This window comes from Azospirillum mesophilum, from assembly GCF_053470405.2.
This window is the reverse complement of record NZ_JBPXMQ020000043.1, coordinates 1-25,496: the sequence shown is the minus strand read 5'-3', so window position 1 is coordinate 25,496 and position 25,496 is coordinate 1. Positions and strand designations below refer to the sequence as shown.

At 68.6% G+C, this 25,496-nt stretch carries 17 protein-coding genes and 1 pseudogene; 8 read left to right on the top strand and 10 right to left on the bottom strand.

The window, feature by feature from the left end; genetic code table 11:
• Positions 1 to 13: 13 nt before the first annotated feature.
• Positions 14 to 2,830: a cache domain-containing protein gene (locus tag ACSVC7_RS27215; RefSeq protein WP_448207756.1), complete on the bottom strand. Its 2,817-nt coding sequence runs from the start codon at positions 2,828 to 2,830 to the stop codon at positions 14 to 16.
• A 660-nt stretch (positions 2,831 to 3,490) separates the two neighbouring features.
• Here ACSVC7_RS27215 and ACSVC7_RS27210 point away from each other — a divergent pair.
• Together ACSVC7_RS27210 and ACSVC7_RS27205 are read left to right on the top strand one after the other, a co-directional pair.
• The gene (locus ACSVC7_RS27210; protein WP_448207757.1) at positions 3,491 to 3,802 is read left to right on the top strand and encodes a DUF485 domain-containing protein; all 312 of its coding nucleotides are present in this window, start codon (positions 3,491 to 3,493) and stop codon (positions 3,800 to 3,802) included.
• Positions 3,799 to 5,469 carry a cation acetate symporter gene (locus ACSVC7_RS27205; RefSeq protein ID WP_448207758.1) on the top strand — a complete coding sequence of 557 codons (1,671 nt, stop codon included), beginning with the start codon at positions 3,799 to 3,801 and terminating at the stop codon, positions 5,467 to 5,469. The genes ACSVC7_RS27210 and ACSVC7_RS27205 overlap by 4 nt, the downstream gene beginning before the upstream one ends.
• Before the next feature lie 428 nt (positions 5,470 to 5,897).
• Here ACSVC7_RS27205 and ACSVC7_RS27200 read toward each other — a convergent pair whose 3' ends face one another.
• On the bottom strand, positions 5,898 to 6,026 hold the full coding sequence (locus ACSVC7_RS27200; protein WP_448207759.1) for a hypothetical protein: 129 nt from the start codon (positions 6,024 to 6,026) through the stop codon (positions 5,898 to 5,900).
• A 241-nt stretch (positions 6,027 to 6,267) separates the two neighbouring features.
• Here ACSVC7_RS27200 and ACSVC7_RS27195 point away from each other — a divergent pair, with 241 nt between their 5' ends.
• The 3 genes from ACSVC7_RS27195 (at position 6,268) to ACSVC7_RS27185 (ending at position 10,580) form a co-directional block, all read left to right on the top strand.
• The gene (locus ACSVC7_RS27195) at positions 6,268 to 7,389 is read left to right on the top strand and encodes an HlyD family secretion protein (RefSeq protein WP_448207760.1); all 1,122 of its coding nucleotides are present in this window, start codon (positions 6,268 to 6,270) and stop codon (positions 7,387 to 7,389) included.
• Positions 7,386 to 8,972, top strand: a complete 1,587-nt coding sequence (locus tag ACSVC7_RS27190) for a DHA2 family efflux MFS transporter permease subunit (RefSeq protein WP_448207761.1) — start codon at positions 7,386 to 7,388, stop codon at positions 8,970 to 8,972. The genes ACSVC7_RS27195 and ACSVC7_RS27190 overlap by 4 nt, the downstream gene beginning before the upstream one ends.
• A 291-nt stretch (positions 8,973 to 9,263) precedes the next feature.
• On the top strand, positions 9,264 to 10,580 hold the full coding sequence (locus ACSVC7_RS27185; protein WP_448207762.1) for a polysaccharide deacetylase family protein: 1,317 nt from the start codon (positions 9,264 to 9,266) through the stop codon (positions 10,578 to 10,580).
• A 365-nt stretch (positions 10,581 to 10,945) separates the two neighbouring features.
• On the opposite strand, the gene ACSVC7_RS27180 is transcribed toward ACSVC7_RS27185, so the two are convergent.
• Positions 10,946 to 11,410: a Ros/MucR family transcriptional regulator gene (locus tag ACSVC7_RS27180; protein WP_448207763.1), complete on the bottom strand. Its 465-nt coding sequence runs from the start codon at positions 11,408 to 11,410 to the stop codon at positions 10,946 to 10,948.
• 177 nt (positions 11,411 to 11,587) lie between these two features.
• Positions 11,588 to 12,979 (bottom strand): GH1 family beta-glucosidase, encoded by a 1,392-nt coding sequence (locus ACSVC7_RS27175; RefSeq protein WP_448207764.1) that lies wholly within the window; start codon positions 12,977 to 12,979, stop codon positions 11,588 to 11,590.
• A 148-nt stretch (positions 12,980 to 13,127) separates the two neighbouring features.
• Here ACSVC7_RS27175 and ACSVC7_RS27170 point away from each other — a divergent pair, with 148 nt between their 5' ends.
• Both ACSVC7_RS27170 and ACSVC7_RS27165 read left to right on the top strand, forming a co-directional pair.
• The gene (locus tag ACSVC7_RS27170; protein ID WP_448207765.1) at positions 13,128 to 14,507 is read left to right on the top strand and encodes a GH1 family beta-glucosidase; all 1,380 of its coding nucleotides are present in this window, start codon (positions 13,128 to 13,130) and stop codon (positions 14,505 to 14,507) included.
• Positions 14,508 to 14,861: 354 nt separating this feature from the next.
• Positions 14,862 to 15,470, top strand: a complete 609-nt coding sequence (locus ACSVC7_RS27165) for a hypothetical protein (RefSeq protein WP_448207766.1) — start codon at positions 14,862 to 14,864, stop codon at positions 15,468 to 15,470.
• A 6-nt stretch (positions 15,471 to 15,476) separates the two neighbouring features.
• Here the strand turns inward: ACSVC7_RS27165 and ACSVC7_RS27160 are convergent, their stop codons facing one another.
• From ACSVC7_RS27160 to ACSVC7_RS27140, 5 genes are all read right to left on the bottom strand, one after another.
• A complete protein-coding gene (locus ACSVC7_RS27160) occupies positions 15,477 to 17,273 on the bottom strand; it encodes an ABC transporter ATP-binding protein/permease (protein WP_448207767.1) in 1,797 nt (598 codons plus the stop codon).
• Between the two features lie 91 nt (positions 17,274 to 17,364).
• Positions 17,365 to 18,948: a DUF6212 domain-containing protein gene (locus ACSVC7_RS27155; protein ID WP_448207768.1), complete on the bottom strand. Its 1,584-nt coding sequence runs from the start codon at positions 18,946 to 18,948 to the stop codon at positions 17,365 to 17,367.
• Between the two features lie 13 nt (positions 18,949 to 18,961).
• Entirely contained in the window at positions 18,962 to 21,037 is a 2,076-nt protein-coding gene (locus ACSVC7_RS27150; protein WP_483508877.1) for a glycosyltransferase family 2 protein, read from the bottom strand.
• 130 nt (positions 21,038 to 21,167) lie between these two features.
• Positions 21,168 to 22,346, bottom strand: coding sequence for a S41 family peptidase (locus ACSVC7_RS27145; protein WP_448207770.1), 1,179 nt, complete (start codon positions 22,344 to 22,346; stop codon positions 21,168 to 21,170).
• A gap of 197 nt (positions 22,347 to 22,543) precedes the next feature.
• Positions 22,544 to 23,875, bottom strand: coding sequence for a GH1 family beta-glucosidase (locus ACSVC7_RS27140; RefSeq protein ID WP_448207771.1), 1,332 nt, complete (start codon positions 23,873 to 23,875; stop codon positions 22,544 to 22,546).
• A gap of 209 nt (positions 23,876 to 24,084) precedes the next feature.
• Here ACSVC7_RS27140 and ACSVC7_RS27135 point away from each other — a divergent pair, with 209 nt between their 5' ends.
• Entirely contained in the window at positions 24,085 to 25,377 is a 1,293-nt protein-coding gene (locus tag ACSVC7_RS27135) for a family 4 glycosyl hydrolase (protein ID WP_448207772.1), read from the top strand.
• 30 nt (positions 25,378 to 25,407) lie between these two features.
• Here ACSVC7_RS27135 and ACSVC7_RS27130 read toward each other — a convergent pair.
• Positions 25,408 to 25,496, bottom strand: a pseudogene (locus ACSVC7_RS27130) (IS5/IS1182 family transposase); the annotation flags it as partial.

Here is a 25,496-nt window from a genome sequence, read left to right as displayed (position 1 = left end):
GCTTTTTCTTTTCTCAAGCGTTTCCCGGCTCAGCCGGCGCGGGCAGACAGACCGCCGCCGCCAACTCGCTTTTGTCCCATGGTTTGCCCAGGATGACCAGACCTTCCCGCTCGTCGATCTCCTCCACGGAAAAGCCGCTGAACAGGATGACCTGGACCTCCGGCCGCGTGGCGCGCAGATGGCGGGCGAGTTGCAGGCCCGACACGCCGGGCATGACGATGTCCGACACCACCAGCCGCAGGTCGTCGATCTGCTCCGCCAGTTCCATGGCCTCGCCGCCGTTCGAGGCCTCGATGACGGAGAAGCCCAGCTCCATCAGCTGCCCGCGCATCACCTGCCGCACGTCGTCGTCGTCCTCCACCACCAGCGCCAGCAGGCCGTGCCAGTGGCCGCAGGGAACGCCAGTGGGCGCGCCGCAGGGAGCGTCGGCGGGAGATTCGGCCTCCTCCACGGCCGGCGCGTCGGCCTGGGGCAGCAGCAGGGTCACTGTGGCCCCGGCGCCCGGCGCGCTGTCCACGCCGATGTAGCCGCCCGACTGCTTGACGAATCCGTAGACCATCGACAGGCCGAGGCCGGAGCCCAGCGCCTTCGTCGTGAAGAAGGGCTCGAAGGCGCGGGCCACGACCTCCGGCGCGAAGCCGCAGCCGGTGTCGCGCACGCTGATCGCGACGTAGCGGCCGGGCGCCGGCGGCTCGTCGAAGCCGGCGGGGTCGGGATCCCGCAGCGCCTGGATCGCGATGGTCAGCGCGCCGCCGTCCGGCATGGCGTCCCGGCTGTTGAGCGCAAGGTTGACCAGCGCGTTTTCCAGCTGGGTCGGGTCGGCGACCGCCCAGGCGGGCTCCTCCGTCTCCAAGGGGCCGAGGGTCGGCGTGTCGATGGTGATGGAGGCCGGCAGAGAGCGGCTGAGCAGCAGGGTCGTTTCCCGCACCAGCGTGCGCACCTCCACCGGCTGCGGCTTCAGCGGCTGGCGGCGGGCGAAGGCCAGCAGGCGGGCGGTGATGTCCGCCCCCCGGCGGCCGGCGCGCAGCGCCGGCTCCAGATGGGCGTCGAGGTCCGTCAGGCCGGCGAAACGCTCCCGCGCCACGGCGAGGTTGCCGATGATGATGGACAGCAGGTTGTTGAAGTCGTGCGCCAGCCCGCCGGACAGCTGCCCCACCGCCTTCAGCCGCTGCGCCTCCAGAAGCTGGCGCTGCGCCTCCCGCTCCTCGGTCACGTCCAGCGACAGCAGAAAGAAGCCGACCGTCGTGCCGAAGCCGTTCTGCTGCGGGATCAGCATGGTCTTGGTGACCGTCTCGCGGCCGTCGGGCGTTGTGGTGGCGTGCTCCACGCTGGCGGGCTCGCCGCGCCGCGCCCGGTCCAGATGGGGGGCGAGCTGCAGATAAGTCCGGCGGTCCAGCACGTCGCACAGGCTCCAGCCCAGCAGGTCGCCGTCGCGCCGCGCCTGCTCCAGCCAGCGGCGGTTGATGAAGCGCAGCCGCTCCATGCCGTCGAGGTAGGCGATGGCGGCCGGCATGGCGTCGAGGATCAGGCGTTGCCGCGCCTCCGCTTCCTCCAGCGCCGCCGTGCGCTCCTGCACGCGGGTGTCGAGCGTGGCGATGTCGTCACGCACGCGGTGGATCATGCCGTCGAAGGTGGCGGCGAGCAGGCCGATCTCGTCGTTGCGGACGATGCCGCTGGTGACGTTCAGGTTGCCGGCCCGCACTTGGTCGGCGGTCTCGGCGAGGCGTCGCAGCGGGCTGACCAGCCGTCGCGCGCCCAGCCAGCCGAGCCCCCCGCCCAGCGCCATGACCGCCAGCGCGATGCCGAGCAGCCGGTTGCGCAGCACGGTGGCGGAGCTGCGCAGCTCCTCCTCGTAGACGCTGGAGGCGATGTACCAGTCCAACCCGTCGAAATGCCGGACCCAGCTGATCTTCTCGTAGGCGTAGTTGTTGGGGTCGCTGGGCTTGTCCCACATGTAGCGCAGGTAACGGCCGTCCCGCGCCGCCTTCATCAGCGCCTCGGCGATGTATTCGCCGGTGGCCGGGTCCTTCAGGCTGCCGAAGGCGGTGCCTTCGATGTTCGCGTTGGGATGGATGATCATCCGCCGCGACGAATCGAAGATGTAGACATAGCCGGTGCGGGCGATGCGGATGTTGTGCAGCGCCTTGCGAAGCTCCTCGATGGCCTCCGCCTTGCGGCGTTCGACTACCGCGTCGATGTCGGCCAGATAGGCGCCCGCCCCGATGATGATCCCGTACTGCGGCAAGTGCCGGAAATAGGACATCTTCTGGATCGGCGGGTCGCTGTGCAACCGGCGCCAGGGGTAGACGTGATAGCCCTCCCCTTCCCGCCGCGCCCGCTCGATGATGGTCGGCAGGATGTAGCGGCCATGCTCGTCCTGGATCGACGCGGCGTTGCGGCCGGCGAAGTCCGGGTCCGGGTGCGACAGCAGTTCGGAATTGTAGTTGGTGACCCAGATGTAGCCGTCCTTGCCGTAGCGGAAGGCGGTCAGCCCGTCGTAGACCAGCTTCTGGGCTTCCTCCGGCGAGATCTCGCCGCGCTCCATCCGGCCGAAGACATAATCGACGTAGCCGGCGGCGAGTGACACGGAGATGCGCATCTCCGTCTTGAAGCCCTCGATGATGGTGGAGCGCTGCTCGTCCAGCCCCGCGCGCATCTTGCTCGCCAACTCATGGACGTTGTCGAGGATGGTGCGGCTGGCGTCCAACTCGATCTGGTAGGCCTTCTGCTCCACCAGCGGCACGGACAGCAGGTAGTAGGCCGCCGAAAACAGCCCTAGCACCAGCATCACGGTCGAGAACAGGCGCAGGAACAGCCGGGAGCGGAGCATCGGACCGGTTGGGCGAGGTGACGGTGGCGTCACTGTCGCACCGCCGGGGCTTCGCGGCAACTCCCCGGCGAAGGCCATGCGGTTTGCGCATATCGCCTATTGTGCACCGTTGGGCGGATTGGGCACCGCCATTCTTGTGCACAATGCGGGGAATGTGGTCTTTTTCTCTGAGTTTCCGCGCCTTCCCGCCGGTCGCCCGGAAGCGTCCGTTGTGCAGCCGGTGCACAACAATGCGTGTACGTATCGTCTGGCGTTATGCGCGGGGCGCATGTTTCTGCCCCTCGCCCAGCCCCGCTGGGAGAGTGAGGGCACATTCACAGGATTAACGTCATCCCCGCGAAGGCGGGGATCCAGCCTTTTCAACCGCTTATGTGCAGAGTTTTCTGGATCCCCGCCTTCGCGGGGATGACGAGTGACATATAAAGGGGACGTCTTCTCCAAATGCGACTGCTCTCCCGCCGGAGGCGGGCGAGGGGGAATTCTGGCGTTGGTGGAAACACCGTATGCCAAACTGCCGAACGAAGCAAGAACACGGCCCGGCGGCAGGAACCATGCGCCGCAGTCCTTTCCCCTGAAACAATTCGCAACAGTTACGGGAAAGTTGGGACACATTCTTCAGGTAGGCTCCGCCGCAGCAAAAACAACACCGGCGGAGGAAACATGTCGGATTCGGTCTATCAACGGGTTCGCCAGAACCCGAAATTCAAGCTGCTGGTGGCGAAGCGGGGGCGGCTGGCGCTGACGCTCTCGGCGATCGTGCTGGTGGCCTACTACGCGCTGATGATGGTCGTGGCCTTCGCGCCGGACGCGCTGCGCGCGCCGCTGGGCGAGGGGTCGAACCTGACGGTCGGCTTCCCGATCGCCGCGGTGATCATCGTGATTTCCTGGCTGCTGACCGGCGTCTATTCCTACTTCGCCAACGGCGAGTTTGAAGACCTGAACAACGAAATCGTCGCGGAGAGCCAGAAATGAAGCGCGCGAACTTTCTCGCGGCTTTCTCCGCGGCCCTTCTGACTGCGGTGCCTGCCTTCGCGGCGGGCGACATGGGGGCGGCGGACAAGCAGGCCATCAACCCGATCGCCATCGCCATGTTCGTGGCCTTCGTCGGCCTGACGCTGGGCATCACCTATTGGGCGGCCAAGCGCACGCGGTCGGCGTCGGACTTCTACACCGCCGGCGGCGGCATCAGCGGCTTCCAGAACGGCCTCGCCATCGCCGGCGACTACATGTCGGCGGCGACGCTGCTGGGCCTGTCGAGCCTCGTCTACTCCACCGGCTTCGACGGGGTGGCCTACATCGTCAGCTTCTTCGTCGGCTGGCCGATCATCCTGTTCCTGCTGGCGGAGCGGCTGCGCAACCTGGGCCGCTACACTTTCGCGGACATCGCTTCCTACCGGCTGGACCAGTCGAAGGTGCGCACCTTCGCCGCACTCGGCTCGCTGACGGTGGTGATCTGCTACCTGATCGTCCAGATGGTCGGCGCGGGCCAGCTCATCAAGCTGCTGTTCGGCCTGGACTATGAGGTCGCGGTGGTGCTGGTCGGCGTGCTGATGGTGATCTACGTCACCTTCGGCGGCATGATCGCCACCACCTGGGTGCAGATCATCAAGGCCTGCCTGATGCTGGGCGGCGGCCTGCTGCTGCTGTTCCTGACGCTGTCGCATTTCGGCTTCAGCCTGGAGGCCATCGCGGCCAAGGCGATGGCGACGCACAAGGCGGGTCCCAAGATCATGGGGCCGGGCTCGCTGCTGGCTGATCCGGTGTCCACCGTGTCGATGTCGCTGGGCCTGGTGTTCGGCACCGCCGCGCTGCCGCACATCATGATGCGCTTCTTCACCGTTCCGAACGCCAAGGAAGCGCGCAAGAGCGTGTTCGTGGCCTCCGGCCTGATCGGCGCCTTCTTCCTGGTGGTGGCCATCCTGGGCATGGCGGCAATCTCCATCGTCGGCTCCAACCCGAAGTATTTCGAGGGCGGCGTGGTCGGCGGCAAGCTGATCGGTGGCGGCAACATGCCGATCATGCACCTCGCCCAGGCGATGGGCGGCGACGTGCTGCTGGGCTTCATGTCGGCGGTGGCCTTCGCCACGATCCTGGCGGTGGTGGCCGGCCTGGCGCTGGCCGGTGCCTCGGCCATCGCGCACGACCTCTACGCCCGCATCATCCGCAAGGGCCAGGCCACGGAAGCGGAGGAGATGCGCGTCTCCAAGCTGTCGTCGCTGGCGCTGGGCGTGGTCGGCGTGGTGCTGGGCATCGTGTTTGAAAAGCAGAACGTCGCCTTCCTGGTCGGCCTGACCTTCGGCATCGCCGCGTCGGTGAATTTCCCGGTGCTGCTGCTGTCGATGTACTGGAAGGGCCTGACCACCCGCGGCGCGCTGTGGGGCGGCATCAGCGGCCTCGTCTCCGCGGTGACCCTGGTGATCCTGTCGAAGACCGTGTGGGTTGCCGTTCTGGGCAACGCCACCCCGATCTTCCCGTACGAGCACCCGGCCCTGTTCTCCATGTCCCTGGCCTTCTTCGTGACGATCCTGATGTCCAAGCTGGACACCAGCGCGCGGGCCAAGGCGGAGATCGCCGCCTACGAAGACCAGTATGTGCGGTCCCAGACGGGCATCGGCGCGGCCGCGGCCTCGTCCCACTGAGAGCGATGAACCGGGCCGGGGGGCGTATCCCTCCGGGCCGGACACCTTACGACGGGTCGCCCGGGGCTGAACGCCCTCGGCGGCCCGGTTTTTTTGGGGGGAGTTGGCGCGGCGGGAAGCGCCGCAGTCGCCTATGAAGGCTGAGTTCGATCCGTGGGACAATAGTCGTCCCCACCTTCGCATGGGCGCCGACTTTGTCCGTTCGGTGCGCCCTGCAATGCCCCTCTTCCGTCCCGTCATCCCCGCGAAGGCGGGGATCCAGAAAACTTCGCACATAAGAGGCTGAAGAGGCTGGATCCCCGCCTTCGCGGGGATGACGATGGAAAGGTGGTCGTTCCTAAGGTCAGCGCTTATGCGCCGTCGCAGGAACGGCGGGCGTCTTGTAAAGGGAACGGCTTTTCGGAGGGCGCTTGCCCTGGGCGCGGCGGTCAGCGCGCCAGGATCAAGGCCAGAGCGGCGGCCACGGGCGCCAGGGTGATAAAGCCCACCGCAACGACACGCTCGGCCGGGCTCCACGATGCCCAGTCACGCTGAAGCGACGAAATAAGCGACTTCATGTCCCCTCCGACCCCAGATCATCCAAGCCGAAGCGCGCTCGCGCGCGATTTGTTGCGGTGCACATAAGATACGTGCCGCGAGGCCGTTTGGCTTGTGAGAGTGACATCGGCGCATCGGAAAATCGGACGGTGATGCAGCGCCGCCACAGGGCAACGCGCCGCCGCAACGAAGACGCGTGAAACACTGTTGCGCGCATGTCGTTCTCCACCGGCACGCCCCCTCGGTTCCGGAAGCCTGACCATGCCCGATGACCAGTCGCGCGCCGACGCGACCACCGCCCCCGCCCCTCACAGCGGCCGTTCCGATGCGCAGACCGGCGGCAAAGACGGAAAGCCCGGCTTCCTGCGGCGCCACCCGCTCGCCGTCGGGGCCGGTCTGGTGGTTTTGGCGCTGGTCGCGGTGCTTGGCTACGTTTACTGGCGCGTCGACGTCCGCCCGTACGAGACCACCGACGACGCCTTCGTGGACGCGCGCCAGTTCGCCGTCGCGCCGAAGGTCGCGGGCTATGTGGTCGAGGTGGCGGTCACCGACAACCAGCATGTGACGGCGGGCGACGTGCTGTTCCGCATCGATCCGCGCGACTACAACGCGGCGCTCGATCAGGCGAAGGCGCAGGTGGACGCGGCGCGGGCCGCCATCACCGGGGCCGACGCCCAGATCCTCGCCCAGCGCGCTCAGGTCGACGAGGCGCGCGCCCAGGTGGAGCAGGCGGAGGCCAGCCTCCGCTTCGCCCGCGAGGATGCCGCCCGCTACCAGGACCTCCAGGCGCGCGGCGCCGGCACCGTCCAGCAGTTCCAGCAGTCGAACTCCAACCTGTTGCAGCAGCAGGCGAACCTGTCGCGCGCCAACGCCGCGCTGATCGCCGCGCAGCGCCAGATCGGCAGTCTGGAGGCCCAGCGGGCGAGCGCCGCGGCCGACCTCGCGCGGGCCGAGGCGCAGGTGGCGCAGGCGGAGCTGAACCTGTCCTACACCACGGTCAGCGCCGCCCAGCCCGGCCGCATCGTCCGCCTCTCCGCCGCCCGAGGGCAGTATGTCCAGGCGGGGCAGAGCCTCAGCATGTTCGTGCCGGACGACGTGTGGGTCACGGCGAACTTCAAGGAGACGCAGATCACCGACATGCGGCCGGGCCAGCCGGTGGACATCCGCATCGACGCCTATCCCGACCACACCATCCGGGGCCGCGTCGACAGCGTGCAGCCGGGCTCGGGCACGGCCTTCTCGCTCCTGCCCGCCGAGAACGCGACCGGCAACTACATCAAGGTGGTGCAGCGCGTGCCGGTGAAGATCACCGTGGAGACTTGGCCGACCGACATCACCATCGGCCCCGGAATGTCCGTCGTGCCCACGGTCACCGTGCGATGAGCGCCACCACGACTGACGATGCGGGCGGCTTCGACCGGTCGCAGAGCGCGGCGGGCGAGCACAATCCCTGGGTCATCGCCATCGTCGTGTCCATCGCCACCTTCATGGAGGTGCTGGACACGACCATCGCCAACGTGGCGCTGCGCTACATCTCCGGCGGGCTGGCCGTCAGCTCCGACGAGGCGTCGTGGGTGGTGACCACCTATCTGGTCGCCAACGCCATCGTGCTGACCGCCAGCAGCTTCATCGCCAAGCGCTATGGGCGCAAGCGGTTCTACCTCGGCTGTCTGGGGCTGTTCACGATCAGCTCCCTGCTGTGCGGGCTGGCGTGGAACCTGCAATCGCTGCTGTTCTTCCGCATTTTGCAGGGATTTGCCGGCGGGGGCATGGTGCCCGTCTCGCAGTCGATCCTGGCCGACTCCTTCCCGCCGGCCAAGCGCGGGCAGGCCTTCGCCGTCTTCGGCATCGCGGTGGTGGTGGCGCCGGTGGTCGGACCGACGCTGGGCGGCTGGCTGTCCGACAACTATTCCTGGCACTGGTGCTTCCTGATCAACGGGCCGGTCGGGGTGCTGGCCTTCGCGCTGGTCTTCCTGCTGGTCCAGGAGCCGCGCGCCGCCATCAAGGAGCGCGAGCGGCTGAGGCGCGAGGGCGTGCGGCTGGATCTCGTCGGCTTCCTGCTGGTGGCGACCTTCCTGGGCGCGCTGGAGGTGATCCTCGACCGCGGCCAGACGGAGGACTGGTTCGGTTCCACCTTCATCATCGGCGCCACCATCGTCTGCGTCGGCGCCTTCTGCCTGATGATCCCCTGGGAGCTGACGCGCCGGAACCCGGTGCTCGACCTGCGCATGATCGCCACACGGCAGTTCGGCTCCTGCTTCGTGGTGATGATGGCCACGGGCGCGATCCTGATCGCGACGACGCAGTTCCTGCCGCAGCTGTTGCAGCAGTATTACGGCTACACCGCGACCTGGGCGGGGCTGGCGCTGTCACCCGGCGGGCTGGTGACCATGACGATGATGTTCGTCGTTGGCCGGCTCACCGCCGTCGTGCAGCCGAAGTATCTGATCGCCGCCGGCGCCAGCATCGTCGCGCTGGCGATGTACGACCTGACCAACCTCTACGCCGACGCGACCTTCTGGTTCTTCGCGTGGTCGCGCATCTACATCGGCGTCGGGCTGCCGCTGATCTTCATCCCGATCACGACGGCCTCCTACGACGGCATCCCGAAGGACAAGACCGATCAGGCGTCGGCGCTGATCAACGTCGCCCGCAACGTCGGCGGCTCCATCGGCGTCTCCATCGCCCAGAACGTCCTGGCCCACCGCCAGCAGTTCCACCAGAGCCGGCTGGTCGAGCATGTCGTCCCGTCGAGCGGCGCCTATCAGGAGACGCTGCGCACGGTCACCAGCCATTTCGTGGCGGCGGGCGGCGCCGACCCGCAGGGCCTTGCCATGGCCTTCGTCGGCCGGCAGGTCCAGACGCAGGCGGGCTTGTGGGCCTACATCGACGTGTTCGTGGTGCTGATGGCGATCTCCGCCGCGGCGGTGCCGCTGGCGCTCATCCTGCGACCCATCCGGCGTTAAAACCGGGCTTCGCATCCGGGCTTGCCACTTGCGGAGCCGGTCGACCCCCTGACATTGCTAAGCTCTTGCACGGACACAAGAGTTGCACGTTGGGGCCGGTCCCATCTGCAACCGCCGGTGAAGCTCCATAAGGCGTGTTATGGCAAACCGATTTTATTCTTCCGTGACAAGTGAAGAGGGACGCTAATCGCTGTGGAGGCTGAGGAAATTTTGCTCTATTTCATAAGAGGTATCGCCCACACTTGATCCGAATGCGGCGATGTCGATGGTCGGTCGCAGATGATTTCAGGCATGGGCGTCACCGCTTCCCGTTACTTCCGCTCCGCGCTCGCGCGGAAGCCCTGGCGTTTCGCGGCCTCGGGCGCGCTGGCGGCTGCCCTGGCGGCGGTCGGGTTCAGCGTCCTGCCGGACTCCGGCCACGCGGCCGAGTCGGCGCCCTCCGCGACACGAACGGCAACCCGTGCGGCGGCGCTGCCCCCATCCGCGACGGTCACCACCCTTCGCAGGGAACCGCCCAAGGCCGCGCCCGGGGCACCGGCGGCAGGCAAGCCGGACGGCGCCGTCGCCCCCAAGCCCACCAAGGCGCTGCAATTCGGGACCTACCGCAAGGAGGTCGACGCCTGGATCGCCTGGAAAGCGGTCGTGCGCCGGCAACCGGACATGGTGGCCGACCTCGTTCCCCGAGTCGCTCCCATCAAGCCGGAAGCGCCGGACGACGGCTACGTCCTGCTGGCCGCCCCCCTGCCCGACCTGGATCCGAGCTTCGTCTGCCGCCGCATCGTCGGCGGTGGCGGGAGCTGCCTTGTCGTCGAAGCGCCGGACGCCCCCGCGTCCGAACGCCCGACCCCGGCGATCGAGGACGGCGACAGCAACGGCGTCGTGACCTACACGCCCGACCAGAGCCGCGAGATGGTGGAGATCGAGCGGCAGGCCTCCCGCCTGTCACGGCTCGCGGCCATCGTTCCGGGAAGCGACGCGCGGGTCGATGTCGGCGCGCTGAAGGCCAGCCGCTGGAATCTGTGCTCGCTGACCTTCGACGACGGCCCGCATCCGTCGGTGACGCCGCGCATCCTGGACATCCTGCGCAACGAGCACGTGCGCGCAACCTTCTTCCCGATCGGCAACGTCGCCATCCGCCATCCGGGCATCATTCAGCGCATCGTTCAGGAAGGGCACGAGGTCGGCAACCACAGCCTGACCCATTCCAACATGCGCAACCTTCAGGCCGACGCGCAGCGTACGGAGGTCGTGGAGACCAACCGCATCCTTTCCGCCGCCGGTGCGGAGCCGGTGCTGTTCCGCCCGCCGGCCGGGCGCTACAACCAGGACACGCTGAAGGTCGTGCAGCAGGCGAACATGAGCCCGGCGCTGTGGAACGTGGACACGCGCGACTGGTTCACCCGCGACGCCGAGAAGATCGTCGCGCAGGTCGAGGAAACCGGCACCATCGGCAGCGTCGTGCTGATGCACATGACCTACAATACGACCGCCGACGCCCTGCCGAGGGCCATCGGGGTGCTGCGCTCACGCGGGTGCCGCTTCGTGACGCTGTCCGAATGGATCAGCAGCCTGAACAGCCTCGCCACGCCGCGAATCGCCCAGCGCTGAGGCGACGGGCCAAGCCCTCTTCCGCGACGGGCTAGCGTATGCACAGAACTCGCATGTACGGTAAGTGACTGGAAGTTAAGGAAAAGCCCTTCTCCCCTTGGGGGCTCGGAGCCGTCCGCGTAGCGGATGGGCGCCGAAGGCGACCAGAGGCGAAGAGTGGTTGGGATGAGGGGTCGTTACCGCTCGAAGAGCGGGAAAAGACCGGCCGGCTCTGCCGACGCCACCCTCACCCCAACCCCTCTCCCCTCAAGGGAGAGGGGCTTTTCCAACGCCCTATCAACCACTTATCGCGCCAGCGAAATCCGTGAATGCCGTAGCCCGCGACGGGAGAGGGCGAACGCAGCGTTCGGATCCGAAAGGGACGATCAGGCGACGCTCTTCGCGCGGCCGCGGCGGACCGGCTTGGCGGGGGCGGCCTTCTTGCCGAGGCCGATGGACTTCGCGAAGGCGGAGCGCTGCTCGGCGTAGTTCGGGGCCGTCATCGGGTAATCGGCGGGCAGGCCCCACTTGCGGCGGTATTCGTCCGGCGTCATGCCGTAGGCCGTGCGCAGATAGCGCTTCAGCATCTTCAGCTTCTTGCCGTCTTCCAGGCAGACGATGTAGTCCGGCGTCACCGACTTCTTGACCGGAACGGCCGGGCGCAGTTCGACGACTTCCTGCTCGACCGGACGGCCACTGCCGGACAGGCTCTGGTGAACGATCCGGATGAGGTTCGGAAGATCATTCACGGCGATCTGGTTGGAACGAACGTAAGACGCGACGATCTTACCGGTCATCGCCACCAGATCCGTGGTCGAGGTCTCCAGCCCGTCGGTGTCGCTGCTTTGCATGTTTGTTTCCTTTGAGGACGAATGATCCAAGGAAGAAGATGGTCAAAGTGGTGCGCGATGCGCAAGCCCTGCATTGGCATAAACAAGCAATTGTGTGATGTGTTTCACGCAGGACACGGGCAACCGCCGCCCAATTGAACGGCAATAGTGCGCGGCGGTTGCAAAATGGCGGCCCGATCAGGCGCGGGAACGCTGGGTCCTGATCAGGTCGGCGTACCAGCGGGCGGAGGCTTTCGGCGTGCGTTTCTGCGATTCGAAGTCGACATGCACGATGCCGAAGCGGTTGCCGTAGCCGCTTCCCCACTCGAAATTATCCAGCAGCGACCAGACGAAGTAACCGCGCACGTCGGCCCCGGCGCGAATCGCCTCGTGCATTGCCGCGTTATAGATCCGCAGGTAGTTGATGCGGTGCTGGTCGTCGATGACGCCCGATTCGTCCGGCGAATCGCTGCCGCCGCAGCCATTTTCCGTAATGACGATGGGCATGCGGTAGCGCCGCGTGATCTCCAACAGTTCGTCCCGGAAAGCGTCCGGGAAAATGGCCCAGCCGACTCCGTAAGTGGGCGAATCGGGCGGCGCCTCGCCCCAGCCGTAGCCCCAGGTCCGGGTCGGGTCGACCTTCGCGAAGATAGGGCCGTAATGGTTCAGGCCGAACCAGTCCATGGGCCGGCAGATGCGCGCCATGTCGCCCGCCTGGACGTAGGGTTCGATGGCCTGGGCGACGCGCGGCGGGTAGTGGCCGAGCAGTTGCGGATCGCAGAAGGTCAGGTTCCAGTGCTCGTCCAGCAGAGCCGCGGCCTCGGCGTTCTCCGGCCGGTCGCCCTCCGGCAGCACGCGCTGGCGGTTGTGCACGGCGCCGATGGAGGCCCCCGGCACCAGGGCGCGGATCACGTCCACCCCGGCCCCGTGCGCGAGGTTGACGTGGTGGATGGCGCGCAGATGCTGCTCCCGGTCGGTGATGCCGGGGGCGGCCCAGGGAATTGCGTAGCCGAACAGCGTGAAGACGGAGAACTCGTTGAAGGTGATCCAGCGCTTCACCCGGTCGCCGTAGCGCCGCGCCAGCAGGGCCGCGTAGTCGGCGTACCAGCCCGCGCAGTCCCGGTTGGCCCAGCCGCCGAGGTCGTGCAGCGCCTGCGGCAGGTCCCAGTGATAGACGCACAGCCAGGGCTCGATCCCGGCCTCCAGCACCGTGTCGATCAGCCGGTCGTAAAAGTCCAGCCCCGGCTGGTTCACAGCCCCGCGCCCGCGCGGCAGCACGCGCGGCCACGCCACCGAGAAGCGGTAGGCGTCCACGCCCAGCCCGCGCATCAGCGCGACGTCCTCGGCGTAGCGGTGGTAATGGTCGCAGGCCACGTCCCCGGTGTCGCCGTTGACGACCCCGCCCGCCGTGCGGCAGCGCGTGTCCCAGATGCTGGGGCCGCGCCCGTCCTCGGCGGCGGCGCCCTCGATCTGATAGGCGGAGGTGGACACGCCCCAGACGAAGTCGGACCGCAGGGGGGCGGCGAGAGGGGCGGCCCTGTCTGGCAGTTCCAGGTCCGGCCGTTCCAGGATTGCGCTGTTGTCGGACATGGCCCCCTCCGCCCCCAAGAGATCGCGCCTCGCGCGCCGGCGGCATAGCCCTTAGGGTCATGTCCGTCCGTACTCCAATACTACCTTTGGCGGATTGGCGGGGGAACAGGCATAATGGAGACCAATGTTTTCAACGGAGCGGCGCGCCATGACCTTCCGTGATTCTCCGGCCCGCGAGCCGTTCGCGAAATCTTTGGGCTTTCCCGACGATTTCCGGTGGGGCGTTTCGACCTCGGCCTTCCAGGTGGAGGGCGCGGCGGCGGAGGATGGGCGCGGGCCGAGCGTCTGGGACACCTTCTGCCGCCTGAAGGGCCGCGTGGACAACGGCGACACCGGGGACGTGGCCTGCGACCACTACCACCGCTACACCGAGGATGTGGAGCTGATGCGGCGCATCGGGGTCGATGCCTACCGCTTCTCCATCGCTTGGCCGCGCCTTCTGCCGCGCGGGCGGGGCGCCGTGAATCAGGCCGGGCTGGACTTCTACGACCGGCTGATCGACCGGCTGCTGGAGGCCGGGATCGAGCCCTGGGCCTGCCTCTACCACTGGGATTTCCCGCAGGCGCTGCACGACCTCGGCGGCTGGTCGAACCGCGACGGCGCGGGCTGGTTCGCCGACTACGCCGCGCTCTGCGCCAAGCGCTACGGCGACCGGGTGAAGCGCTGGGCGACCTTCAACGAGTTCTCCGTCTTCACGCTGTTCGGCTACGCCTTCGGCTGGGGGGCGCCCAGCATCGCCGACCGCGGGGAGCATCTGAAGGTGATCCACCACGTCAACCTCGCCCACGGGGCGGCGGTGGACGTGCTGCGCGATCTGGTGCCGGGGGCCTCCATCGGCGCCGTGCACAGCTACCAGCCCTGCCGGCCGGAGGACGACGCGCCGGAAAACGTGGAGGGGGCCGCCCTCTTCAACGAGTTGTGGAACCTCACCTTCCCCGACCCGCAACTGCTCGGCCACTACCCGCCGCGCGTCGCCCAGGCCATCGAGCCCTACGTCCGGGCCGGCGACATGGCGCGCATCGCGCGGCCCCTGGACTGGTTCGGCCTGAACCACTACGCCCCGCTGTTCGCCAAGGCCGATCCGGGCATGGTGTGGGGCTGCGGCTTCGGCTCGCCGCCGGCGGACATGCCGCGCACCGACATCGGCTGGCCGCTCCAGCCCGAAGCCTTCCGGGAAGCCCTGCTGGACCTGACCGCCCGCTACCGCCTGCCGATCTACGTCACGGAAAACGGGTACGGCACCAAGACGCCGGAGGCGCCGGACGAGAACGGCGTCGTCATGGACACGGCACGGCTCGACTATCTGCGCGCCTGCATCGGGACGATGGCCAGGGCGCTCCGGGACGGAGCCGACGTGCGCGGCTATTTCGTCTGGTCGCTGCTGGATAATTTCGAGTGGGGCGGCGGCTACGGCACGCGCTTCGGCATCGTGCATGTGGACTTCGAGACGCAGAAGCGCATGCCGAAGGAATCGGCCAAGTGGTACGCCGCGCTGATCGGCGGACCGCTGGCGCGGTGCGAACCGTGAGCGACGCCGCTTGGCGGATCCGGTCGGCCTGCTCCGCCAAGCGGCGTCCCTGCACCAGTCCGGCCGGCTGGCGGAGGCCGAGCCGCTCTAAGCCGCCAGCCTGCGCCGCGCCATCGCGCTCCAGCCCAGCGCCGACGCCTTCTTCAGGCTGGGCAACGTGCTGAAGCAGTCCGGCGAGACCGCCGAGGCGGTGGAGCGCTACCGCGACGCCCTGACGCCCCGCCCCGATCTGGTCGACGCGCGCCTGAACATGGCGTCGGCGCTGGACGCGCTGGGGCGGAACGGCGAGGCGATGCGGAGTCCGCGCGCGACGCCTTCGCCCGGGCGGAGCCCCACCTGCCCTTCCTGGTCCATGTGCCGGTCGGCGATGGCTTCGCCCGGCGCGTGGACGCGCTCGACCCCGCCGCCGAGGCCGCGTCGGAGGCGGCCTTCGTGCTGGAGAGCCGGGTGGAGCCGGGGGCCGGGCCGGTGGCGGACATCGACGCCTGCGTCCTGGCCGACCCCGCGGCCTTCCTGGAGCCGCTGTCCGCCGAGCGCCCGCTGGCCCTGCAGTATTTCCCCGGCAATCTGGCGCGGCTGTACGACGGCGTCGGGGGCGGCCTGCTGGTCCTGTTGCCGGAACCCTCCGTTCGCGCCCTCTTCGACCGGGTCCGGCGCTTCCTGGTCTCCTGGACGGCGGCTCGGCGGCTGCACTATTTCCTGGACCAGATCGCGCTGACGGCGGGCACCGACGACGCCATCCGGCGCGGCGCCTGCCCCGGCATCCACGCCATCCCCACGGAAGGGCGCCTGTTCCTCTGCGGAGACGGCGTCTTCGTCCGGATCCTCACGGAGAAGAACGAGCCCGGCTTCGCGGACGCCGTGCGGGCGCTGCTGGACAGGCTGGAACGCACCCCGCCCTCCACCGACCCCCGACCGGAGCGCGAGCGTTTCCTGAAGGCGATCGGCGTCGATCAGCCGTAGGCCTTCCTACCCCACCAGCTCCGCCGTCTCCACCACCGTGCCTGCGCTCCGGCAGGGCTCCTCGCGCAGGTGGACGGTGCCGTCGAGGCGTTCGAGGACCAGCTTGCGGCGGTGGTGCGGTTCCAGGCCGGGGTGGCTGCCGATGGTGATGAGGGTGGCCTTCGGGAACTCCTGGTCCACGAGGCGGAGCATGCCCTCCTCGCTTTCGGGGTCGAGGCTGTCGGTGGCGGATTCCAGGAAAATCCAGTCCGGACGGCGGATCAGCAGGCGGGCGAAGCCCAGACGCTGCTGCTCCGGCACGGCCAGCGCCTCGTCCCAGCTGTCCACCTCGTCCAGGCGCGGCAGCAGGTGGGCGAGGCCGACGCGCTCCATCGCCGCCCGGGCCACGGCATCGCTGATCTTCTCCGGCCCGACCGGGTAGCTGAGGGCGGAGCGCAGCGTGTCGTGCGGCAGGTAGGGGCGTTCCGGCATGAAGAAGACGCGCGAATGGGCCGGCAGCGCGATGCGCCCGCCGCCCCAGGGCCAGACCCGCGCCACCGCCCGGAACAGCCGCACCGCCGCCCCCGGATCGCCGACGATCAGCACGCGCTCGCCCGGCTTGATCGACAGGCTGAAGGGCTCGACGAGGCGCTTGCCGTTCGGCTCCGCGATCGACAGCGACTGGAAGTTCAGCCACTGCTCCTCGTCGGTGCGGTCGACGACGATGCGCTCCGTCCCCTCCCCGCCGATCTCGCGGTCGAGGCGCTGGAGTGCCGAGTGCAGGCCGAGCACGCGCTCGACCGACGCCTTCCACTCCGCCGCGCGGGCGAGGTTGTCGACGGGCCAGGACAGCGCGCCGACCGTCTGCTGGAAGGCCTGCGCCGTCTGCATCAGCACGCCCAGCGAGATGCTGCCGGCGATGTAGCTGGGCGCCGCCACCAGGATCGGGAAGGCCGAGGACAGGACCGAGTAGGTGGCGCTGAACACCATCATGTTGGACAGCGCGCGCGTCTGGCCGTTCCAGCCCCGGCGCACGCCGCCGAACAGGCCGAAGAGCCGTTCCCGCTCCCCCGATTCGCCGTGCAGCAGGGCGACGGACTGCGCGTTCTCCCGCACGCGGGCGAGGCCGAAGCGGAAGGACGCCTCATGCCCCTGGCGGCGGTTCACGGCGTTCACCAGCGGCTTGCCCATCACCAGCGCGATGGTCGTGCCGACGGCGGCGTAGATCAGCGCGATGTAGAGCAGATAGCCCGGCACATGGACGGTCGTCCCGAGGACCGACAGTTCCAGCACGCCCGACAGCATCCACAGGATGTTCGTGAAGCTGAGCAGCAGCATCGCGCAGTAGGACAGCGACAGGCCCAGGTCGATGGCCGCCTCGGTGGAGATGCGGATGTCCTCCGCGATGCGGCCGTCGGGGTTGTCGTGGTCGCCGGGCAGGTAGGTCACCTGATGCTGCCGCCCGCGCGACAGCCAGTCGTTCAGCAGCTTATCGGTCAGCCACGACCGCCAGCCGAGCTGAAGCCGCCGCTTCACCCGCAGATGCAGGACGGTGTTGATGATGTTGAACAGGATGATGCCGCCGACCGCCGCGATCATCGTCAGGAACCGGTCCATGGAGCGCTGTTCCAGCGCGTCGAACAGCCGCTGGCTCCACAGGTTGATCAGGATCGGCACGACCACCTGCCCGACCGTCAGCAGCCCCAGCGCGCCGGTCAGCAGGCGGACCGACCATTTTTTCTCGCCGGACCAATAGCCGCCGGCGAGATCGAGGAATTGGCGGGTGAAACCGGGCAGCGCCGGCTTCCGTGCTGTGATCGGCATGATGTGTCCCGCCCTACCTGACGCGATACCTCCTTACACTAACGAAAGAGTTATTACCAACAGCTTGCATTTGAAACGTCCCGACACCCGCTCAGGGCGTGGAAACCGCACCGGTCCTTCCGTTGTCACGAGGAAAGCCGTCACGAGACACCGGGCCGGACAGCACGGCCGGGCTGGACCATGCGGTGGCGCTGTCGATCTCCAGCTCGAAGTCGTGGAAGACCGTCCGCCCGAACAGGCCGTGGCTGCCGTCGGGGATGTCGGTGAACAGGTGCAGGCACATCGGCCCGCGCCAGGGCGTGGCCAGCACCGCCGCCAGGGGCAACGGCCGGCGCGGCGAGTCCAGCACCACCCAGCCGCTGGAGGCGAGGATGCCCTCCTCCCGCTGCGCCTCGTCGGGGGTGATGGAGGGCGGGGCCACCACCAGCTTGCAGGCGATGGGGGTGCGGCAGCGCGGATCCTCGATCACCGCGTGGCCGCGCACGGCGACCGCCCCCGGCACATCGTCCAGCGGGATGCAGGCCGACGCCGTGACGCCGTAGAGCGGGTGCAGCAGGATGCGCCCACCGCGCAGGACGCCGAACCAGGGAAAGGTCGCCCGGTGGTCGCGGGTCCGGCGTACCTGTGACAGCACCGGCTCGGTCAGCGGCCAGACCATGCGGGCCGGCAGGGGATGCTCCACCCCATGGTCCGCCGGCCCGTAGCCGAGCCCCGGCAGCCCGCCCCACAGGCGCAGCGCCAGCATGCCCGGCTGCCCGCCCGCGCGGGAGGCCGGTGTGACCGCGTATTCGTCCAGCAGACCGGCGGGGGCGAGCGACAGGCGCGGCGGCTCCGTCACCACCCCGGCGGCGGCGATGCGCAGTTCCAGGATGCGGTCCATGCGCTCGCAGGCCGTGGGCAGGCGCAAGGGCAGCCAGCCGTCCCGCACGGCGGTGAAGGGCACCCGCCAGTCGGCCAACCGCTCCCCCGAATCGACGGCGTGCAGGGCGATGGCGAAGGCGCCCCCGCCCTTCGGCGCGCGGTCCAGATGCAGGTCGATCCCAACCAGCCCGCGCGCCCACAGCGGCAGCCTTTGCACGATCTCCGGCGCGTCCGCCCCGTTCAGCGGAACGGGAAGCGCGCCCGCCGGGCGGGGCGTGGCGAACAGCAGGCGCGGCGGCGAGAGGCGCAGGTTGTCCAGCAGCTCCACCGCCTCCGGCGGCAGGCGGGTGCCGACTCCCCACTCCTCCCGCAGGGTGGAGAGGGTGCGCTGAAGGTCGTGGTTGCGGCGGTGCAGAGCGTCGATGTCCGCATAGGCCCGCCCCAGCAGCTTGCCTTGCAGCTCGACCACCGTTCCGGTCAGGACGGGCGGTTCGCTGCCGGGACCGCCGGTCTCGCCCCACCAGACGAGAAGGCGGTCCACATCGGGCTTCGCCGCCTCGTCGCAGGCCCACAGGCAGCGGACCGTCGCCGGCGGAATCGCCAGCGTGCGCAAGATTTCTCCCTGGGGCTCACCCGGTTCCCAGCCCTCCGGAGCCAGCCGATAGCCGCCGTCATGGCGCACCAGATGCAGCGTCCGCAGGGAAAGTTCGCCCTCCGCCGGTTTCACCGGTCCTGGCGAGCGGCGCACGGCGATGACCTTGGGAGTGCCGTCGTAGAGCGAGGCGAAGAGCGTCGCGGGTGCGGAGATTTTCATGGATGCTCCCTTCTCAGGAGGCCGGGACCAGGGGCGATATCGGGGGCGGGACCAGGGTGGTACAGTCGCCCCAGTCCGGATCCTCGCCCTCCCCGTCCCAACGCCGCAGCTTGTCCACGGGCAGGGCCAGGGCTTGGCAGAGGCGGAAGGTCCGCGCGTCCAACGGGACGATGGTCTGGTAGGCGTGCTCAAAGGCCGCGCAGGCGTTGACCGCGTCGGCGGCCGTCCGATGGGTGTCGGGCAGACCCAGCACCGCCCACGTCGCCACGCCCAGCTTGCGCAGCCGCCCCATCAGCCGGTGGGCGAGGTCGTGCTGCACCGTGACCACGAGGTCGAAGGCGGCGAGCGTGCCGACCGCCATGTCCTCGTCGTCCTTCTCCAGCGTCCGCAAGGGCGTGCCCAGATAGGCGTCGCGGCGGGTCAGGGGCCGTTCCGGCAGCACCAGCGGCAGCGGCATTGGGATGACCGAGGCGACGGTCTCCGCCGTCTCCGGAAAGCAAGCCAGTTCCCCCGCCCCCATGGCGACCAGATGCGGCTCCCACCCCCCCGCGCGCAGCCAAGCGGCGAGCCGGACGGCCAGGGCGAGCCGGTCCGGGCGGGCGGGTTCGACCACCAGCGCCGCCTGTCCGGGCCGGCGCAGCAGCGGCAGGACGGAGGGAAGCTGGTGCACCGTCCAGTACACGTCGCGCGGAGTCGCCACCCCGGCGCGGTAGCGGTCGATGGGCGCGGCGGACCAGCCGCCGTTGGCCTTGCCCGACCACTGCGCGGCCATCGCGTCGTAGAGGGAGGCCAGCGCCGCGTCGGCCGTGGCGGGCGGCACCAGGGGATCCGGCACGGACAGCCGCAGGTGCAGGTGCGCCTCCGCGCAGGGCTTGTCGGGCTCGCGCTCCAGTTCCGGCGTGCCGGTCGGCTGGCGGCGGACCAGATCCAGCAGCGTGCGCGTCTGCATGGCGACCATCTCCGCCCCGCCCGACGGCAGGGGAGCCGGCACCGTGTCCTCCAGCCCCACCGGCACGCCCCGCCATTCCAGCGCGCACCCGGCCGCCTCCGCGACCGAGACCCGGCCGCGCACGACGGTCGCCTGAGCGCAGGCGCGCTCCAGCGTCCACAGCGTGCCTTGCAGCAGACCGTGGCGCTCCAGCAGGTCCCACAGGCCCGAATCCATGACGGCCAGATGGCCGGGGCAGGCGCCGTATTCGGGCCGCTCCGGCGCGCGCATGGCGCGGCGCAGGAAGTCGGCGAGCGGCAGGTCCTCCACGCCCAGGGCCGGGTCGGTGGTGCAGCGGACCACGCCACGGTCGGGCAGATACACGGCGTAGCGCCGCCCCACCCTGGCCTCCGCGCGGGCGATGGCCTTGACGGAGAACAGCGCCGGGTGCCGGCCCTGGATGTGGGTCAGGATGGGGCGGTAGTCGCGCTCCGATTCGGTCAACATGCTCTCGCCGCGCCGGCGGTAGCCGAAGCCGGTGCCCGCCACATGCACGCCGTGGAAGCCGCGCTCCAGCCCTTGCAGCCAGAACTCCCAGTCCTCGCTGCCCTGGCGCATCGATTCGTCGAAGCGCGCCCCGGCGTCCAGCAGGCGGCGGGCGGCCATGCTGCCGGCCTCGCTGACGTTGCGGAACAGATGCTCCAGCGGCGAATAGGGGCCGGACATGTCGCAGAATTCGAAGAAGCCGAACTTGTCCACGTCCGGATAGGCCCAGCCCGCCCCCGGCCCGGCCTTGCGCAGGGCGTCCAGCATCCGTTGCAGCAGGTGCGGCCGGATGCGGTTGTCGGAATCAAGGAAATAGACGGCCTCCAGCGCCGGGAAGGCGTCCAGCGCGAAGGCGATGCCGCTGTTGCGGGCGGCACTCAGCCCGCCGTTGCGCTTGTGCAGATAGAAGAGCCGGCCGGGGTGCGCGGCGGCGAATTCCCGGCACACGCGGTCGGTTTCCGGGAAGGGGCAGCCGTCGTTGACGACCACCACCGCGTAGGCGAAATCCGTGTCCTGGGCCAGCGCCGTGTCCAGCGCCTCCGCCAGCAGGCCCGAATGCTTGTAGGTCGGGACAATGATCGCCGCGCGCACCTCATCGGTGCTCTGGGCGTCCAAAATATTATGTGTGCATATGGAAGGCATGACCGGACGCGGTGGTGGCACGGCGTCCTGATTAGCCCCGTTCGCGCTGCACACGGATGTGATAATTCCGGGACGCGACAGAGTGCTTTACTTGTATTTTCGTTCAAAAAGCGGTGACGGTGGCCGATATCTCTTGAACAGCCCCGTCCCGCTCGATGACCAGGGTCCGCCGTTCGCCCGCTCTGCCACTCAGCGCATCGAGAAGTTGACCCCGGCTGGCCCCCGACGCGGACAGGCCGTCGATCCGCAGCAGGCGGTCGCCGGGCTGCACGCCCTCCACGGTCGGACGCCCGTCCTTCGATACAACGCCGCCAATGACGGCGTCGCCACCCCGGCGGACCAGCGTGACGCCGACTTGGCCCATCGGCTCGGGATCGGGACCGGGCTGCTTGCGCCAGTAGCTCATCCCGTGCGCGTAGTCGATGGTCAGCCGGTGCCGCATCAGCGCGTTGGCGCCCAGCCAGCCGACGACAGGACCATCGGGCGCGTTCCTCCCCCACCCATCCCAGAACAGGTCGCCGAACAGCCAATCCCCCACCGCACCCAAGATCGGCCCGGTGCCGAGAAGGCCGACCTCGCCGAGTGGCAGGTCGCCGACAGTCATTGGCACCATGGCGAGCGTGCCTTCCTTTTCGAAGGCGTAGTCCACCATGGCGTTGTTGCTCTGCCCAACGGCGCCGTTGGCCCGGCGCCATTCGGGATGCGCGGCCAGCCAATCCCGCACCACGGAACCGCGGAACCAACTGTAGCCGCTGCCCGCATCGATCACCACGGGCTCCCTCTCGCCCGCCACCGTCGCGTCCAGGGCGACGAGTCCGGTGTCCGGATTGACGCGGATGGGAACGGCGACTCCGTCGGGTGGCAGGGTGCCCGGCGGAGCGAAGGTCAACTGGCGCTTTTGGTAATCCAGCCCGATGTCGAATCGACTCAGGACCGAGGCCGGCAGCATCGCTTCCACCGGGTGCGGCGCGAAATAGTGGGCGAATTCCGGGTCGTCTCCGGTGTCGGACACCCGATCCACGAATTTATCCGCGACCTCGACGGCGGTGGCGCCGATCTTGAGCCTGAGCGGCTCCCCTTGCCCGATCCTCAGTTCCTCGTAGAGGCGGGCGGACAGGGCCGGTGCCGGCATGCCCATGTTCACCCACGTCAGCACCTTGCGGTCGCTGCCGTCCGGGCGCAGGAACGTCAATTCGACGAGAATCCTCTGGGCGTCCAGCCGGAAGGGAATTGCAACGAGTTCCGCCGACGCCACCGGGCGGACTGTGACGCTGGACGCCACGTCCCTTCCACTCCCGAAGGAAGCGCAGCCGGCGAGCAACAGCGATACAGCAAACAGCGCGGAGCGGACGGAAGCTGAACGGTATGCGTGCGGCATGGGCCTCGGGTGCCCCACTTAAGAGTGCGATGGGACCCGATGCATACCACGCGGGGATTTTTCAGCAAGGTTCCTCGCCGAAAACTCCCCGCGTCGTTTGCTCACGCCGGCAGCCGGCCGGTCTTCGCGACCTCGCTCAGGAAGCGGTAGCTGTCCTTGGGCGTGCGCTTCAGCGTGTCGTAATCGACGCGCACGATGCCGAACCGCTTGGACAGGCCGAAGGCCCATTCGAAGTTGTCCAGCAGGCTCCAGCACAGATAGCCCTTCACGTTGCAGCCGTCCTGAAGCGCGCGGGCGACCGCGGCCACATGGTCGCGCAGGAAGGCCACGCGCTCCGCGTCGTGCACCTGACCGTCGGGCGTCACTACGTCGTCATAGGCGGCGCCGTTCTCGGCCACGAAGACGGCGGGGTTGCCGTAGTCGGCCTTGAACTGCATCAGCAGGTCGTAGAGCCCGTCGGGCTGCACCGGCCAGGCCATGGCGGTCCAGCGGTCGCAATGCGCGTCGCCCCACCACACGTCGAACGGGTGCCCCGTCTCGTGCTTCATGGTCATGCGCGAGTAGTAGTTGATGCCCAGCAGGTCGATGGGATAGCGGATCGCCTCCTCGTCGCCGGGCAGGACGAAGTCCTTCATCCGCTCGGCCATCAGCTCCGGGATTTTGCCGCGCATCACGCCGTCCAGCGCCACCCGGTTCCACACCGCGTCCCAGCGCGCCGCCGCCGCGATGTCCTCCGGCTTGTCGCTTTCCGCCCGGCAGGGCTGGAGGTTGATGACGGTGCCGAGCGTCAGGCCCGAACGCTCCGCCGCGATGGCGCGCAGCGCCGCCCCCTGCGCGAGGTTCTGGTGGTGCAGCGCCCGCAGGATGCCGACCTCGCCCAGCTTGTGGCCCGGCGCGTGCTCGCCCGTGCCGTAGCCGTGGGTGGCGACCACGTTCGGCTCGTTCAGCATCATCCAGTCCTTCACCCGGTCGGCGAGCCGGGCGCTGACGATGCGGGCGTAGTCGGCGAAGGGGGCGATGACCTCGCGGCCCTGCCAGCCGCCCTTATCCTCCAGCGGCTGGGGCAGGTCCCAGTGGTAGAGGCAGGCCATCGGCCGGATCCCGGCCTCCAGCAGCGCGTCCACCAGCTTGTCGTAGAAGTCCAGCCCGGCCGGGTTCACCGCCCCGGTTCCCGTCGGCAGGATGCGCGGCCACGCGATGGAGAAGCGGTAGGCGTTGAAGCCCGCGTTCTTCAGCAGGGCGATGTCCTCCGCCCAGCGGTGGTAATGGTCGCAGGCGACGGCGGCGCTGCTGCCGTCCTGGATGCGGCCGGCGTCGGTGAAGGTGTCCCACACGCAGGGGCCGCGGCCATCGGCGTGGATGGCGCCCTCGATCTGATAAGCGGCGGTGGATGCACCCCACAGGAAGTCCTGGGGAAAGGTGAAGGGTGCCATGGCGGGACTCCCTATGGAAATGTCGTCTGGAAGTTTCGTCACACGCGCATGTTGCGCATGCGAAGATTTTGTTGCGTTTGCGAAGACGGGCTTCGTCTTTGTCCTACCCGATAGTTGTAGTTCATCCGAGTTAACAAGTGTATACTTATGGGGCGGCGACAGACCTGCCGGATGAGCAGGGCTCCATTCCCGCCGGCGGGAGGCTTCCCATGCTCACCACCCCCAAAACCACCAAAATTGTCTTCCTCGGCGCCGGCAGCGCGGCCTTCGGGCTCAGCATGTACCGCGACCTCTTCACCACGACGGAGCTGGCCGGCAGCACGCTGACGCTGGTGGACACCAACCCCGTGGCGCTGGAGCGCATGACCGCGCTGGCGCGCGTGCTCAACGCCAAGGGCAACGCCGGCATCGTCATCGAGCAGACGACCGACCGCCGCGCCGCCCTGCAAGGGGCGGAATTCGTCGTCAACTCCGTCGCCATCGACCGCAACCGCCTGTGGAGGCTGGATTTCGAGGTGCCGAAGAAGCACGGCATCCGCCACACGCTGGGCGAAAACGGCGGCCCCGGCGGCCTGTTCTTCACGCTGCGCACCCTGCCGCTGATCTTCGACTTCGCCCGCGACATCGAAGAGCTGTGCCCCGACGCGCAGTTCATCAACCTGTCCAACCCGGAAAGCCGGGTCGTGCTGGGGCTCGGCAAATACAGCAAAGTGAAGACGCTGGGGCTCTGCCACGGCGTCTTCCTGGCGCGCTGGTTCATCTGCCAGATCCTGGGCATGGCGGAAAAGGACGTGGAGGTCTGGGGCTCCGGCCTCAACCACTTCCAATGGCTGATGCACATCCGCGAGAAGGCGACGGGCCGCGACCTCTACCCGCAGCTGCGCGAGAAGGAGAAGACCCACGACCCGTCCTTCACGCCGCTGACCCGCCGCATGTTCCACGCCTTCGGCCTGTGGCCGACCTGCAGCGACGACCACATGGGCGAATACCTCCCCTACGGCTGGGAGGGCGGGGAGCACGGCTTCGACTTCACGGAGGACGAACGCGGGCGCGGCATCCTGAACGGGCTGATGGACGGCGTGATCGCCGGCACAATGCCGATACCGGACGACTGGACCCAGCCCTCCTGGGGCGAGCGGGCCGTGCAGGTGATCGCCGGCGTTCTGCACAACCAGAAGCGCTTCATCGAATCGGGCATCGTCTACAACCAGGGCGCCATCCCGAACCTGCCGCCGGATCTGGCGGTGGAGGTGCCACTGCTGGCCGACGCGGCCGGCGTCCACCCCATCTCGCTCGGCCCCCTGCCCGACCCGATCGCCAAGCTCCTGCACGTCCAGGCCAGCGTGCAGCAACTGGCCGTCGAGGCGGCGGTCCACGCGTCGAAGGAACTGGCCTTGCAAGCCCTGCTGATCGACCCGGTGGTCAACTCCACCGACGCCGCCGTGGCGATCCTGGACGAGCTGTGGGAGGCGAACAAGCCCTACATCCGGCGATGCGTGTAGCTGACGAGAGGCTGATCTTAGAGCGTGTCGTCAGTTGAGCCAGATGACAGCCGAGACGAGGTAAACGGCGGCCAGAAAGGTGCTGGCAAGCTTGTCGTAGCGTGTGGCAATGGCCCGGA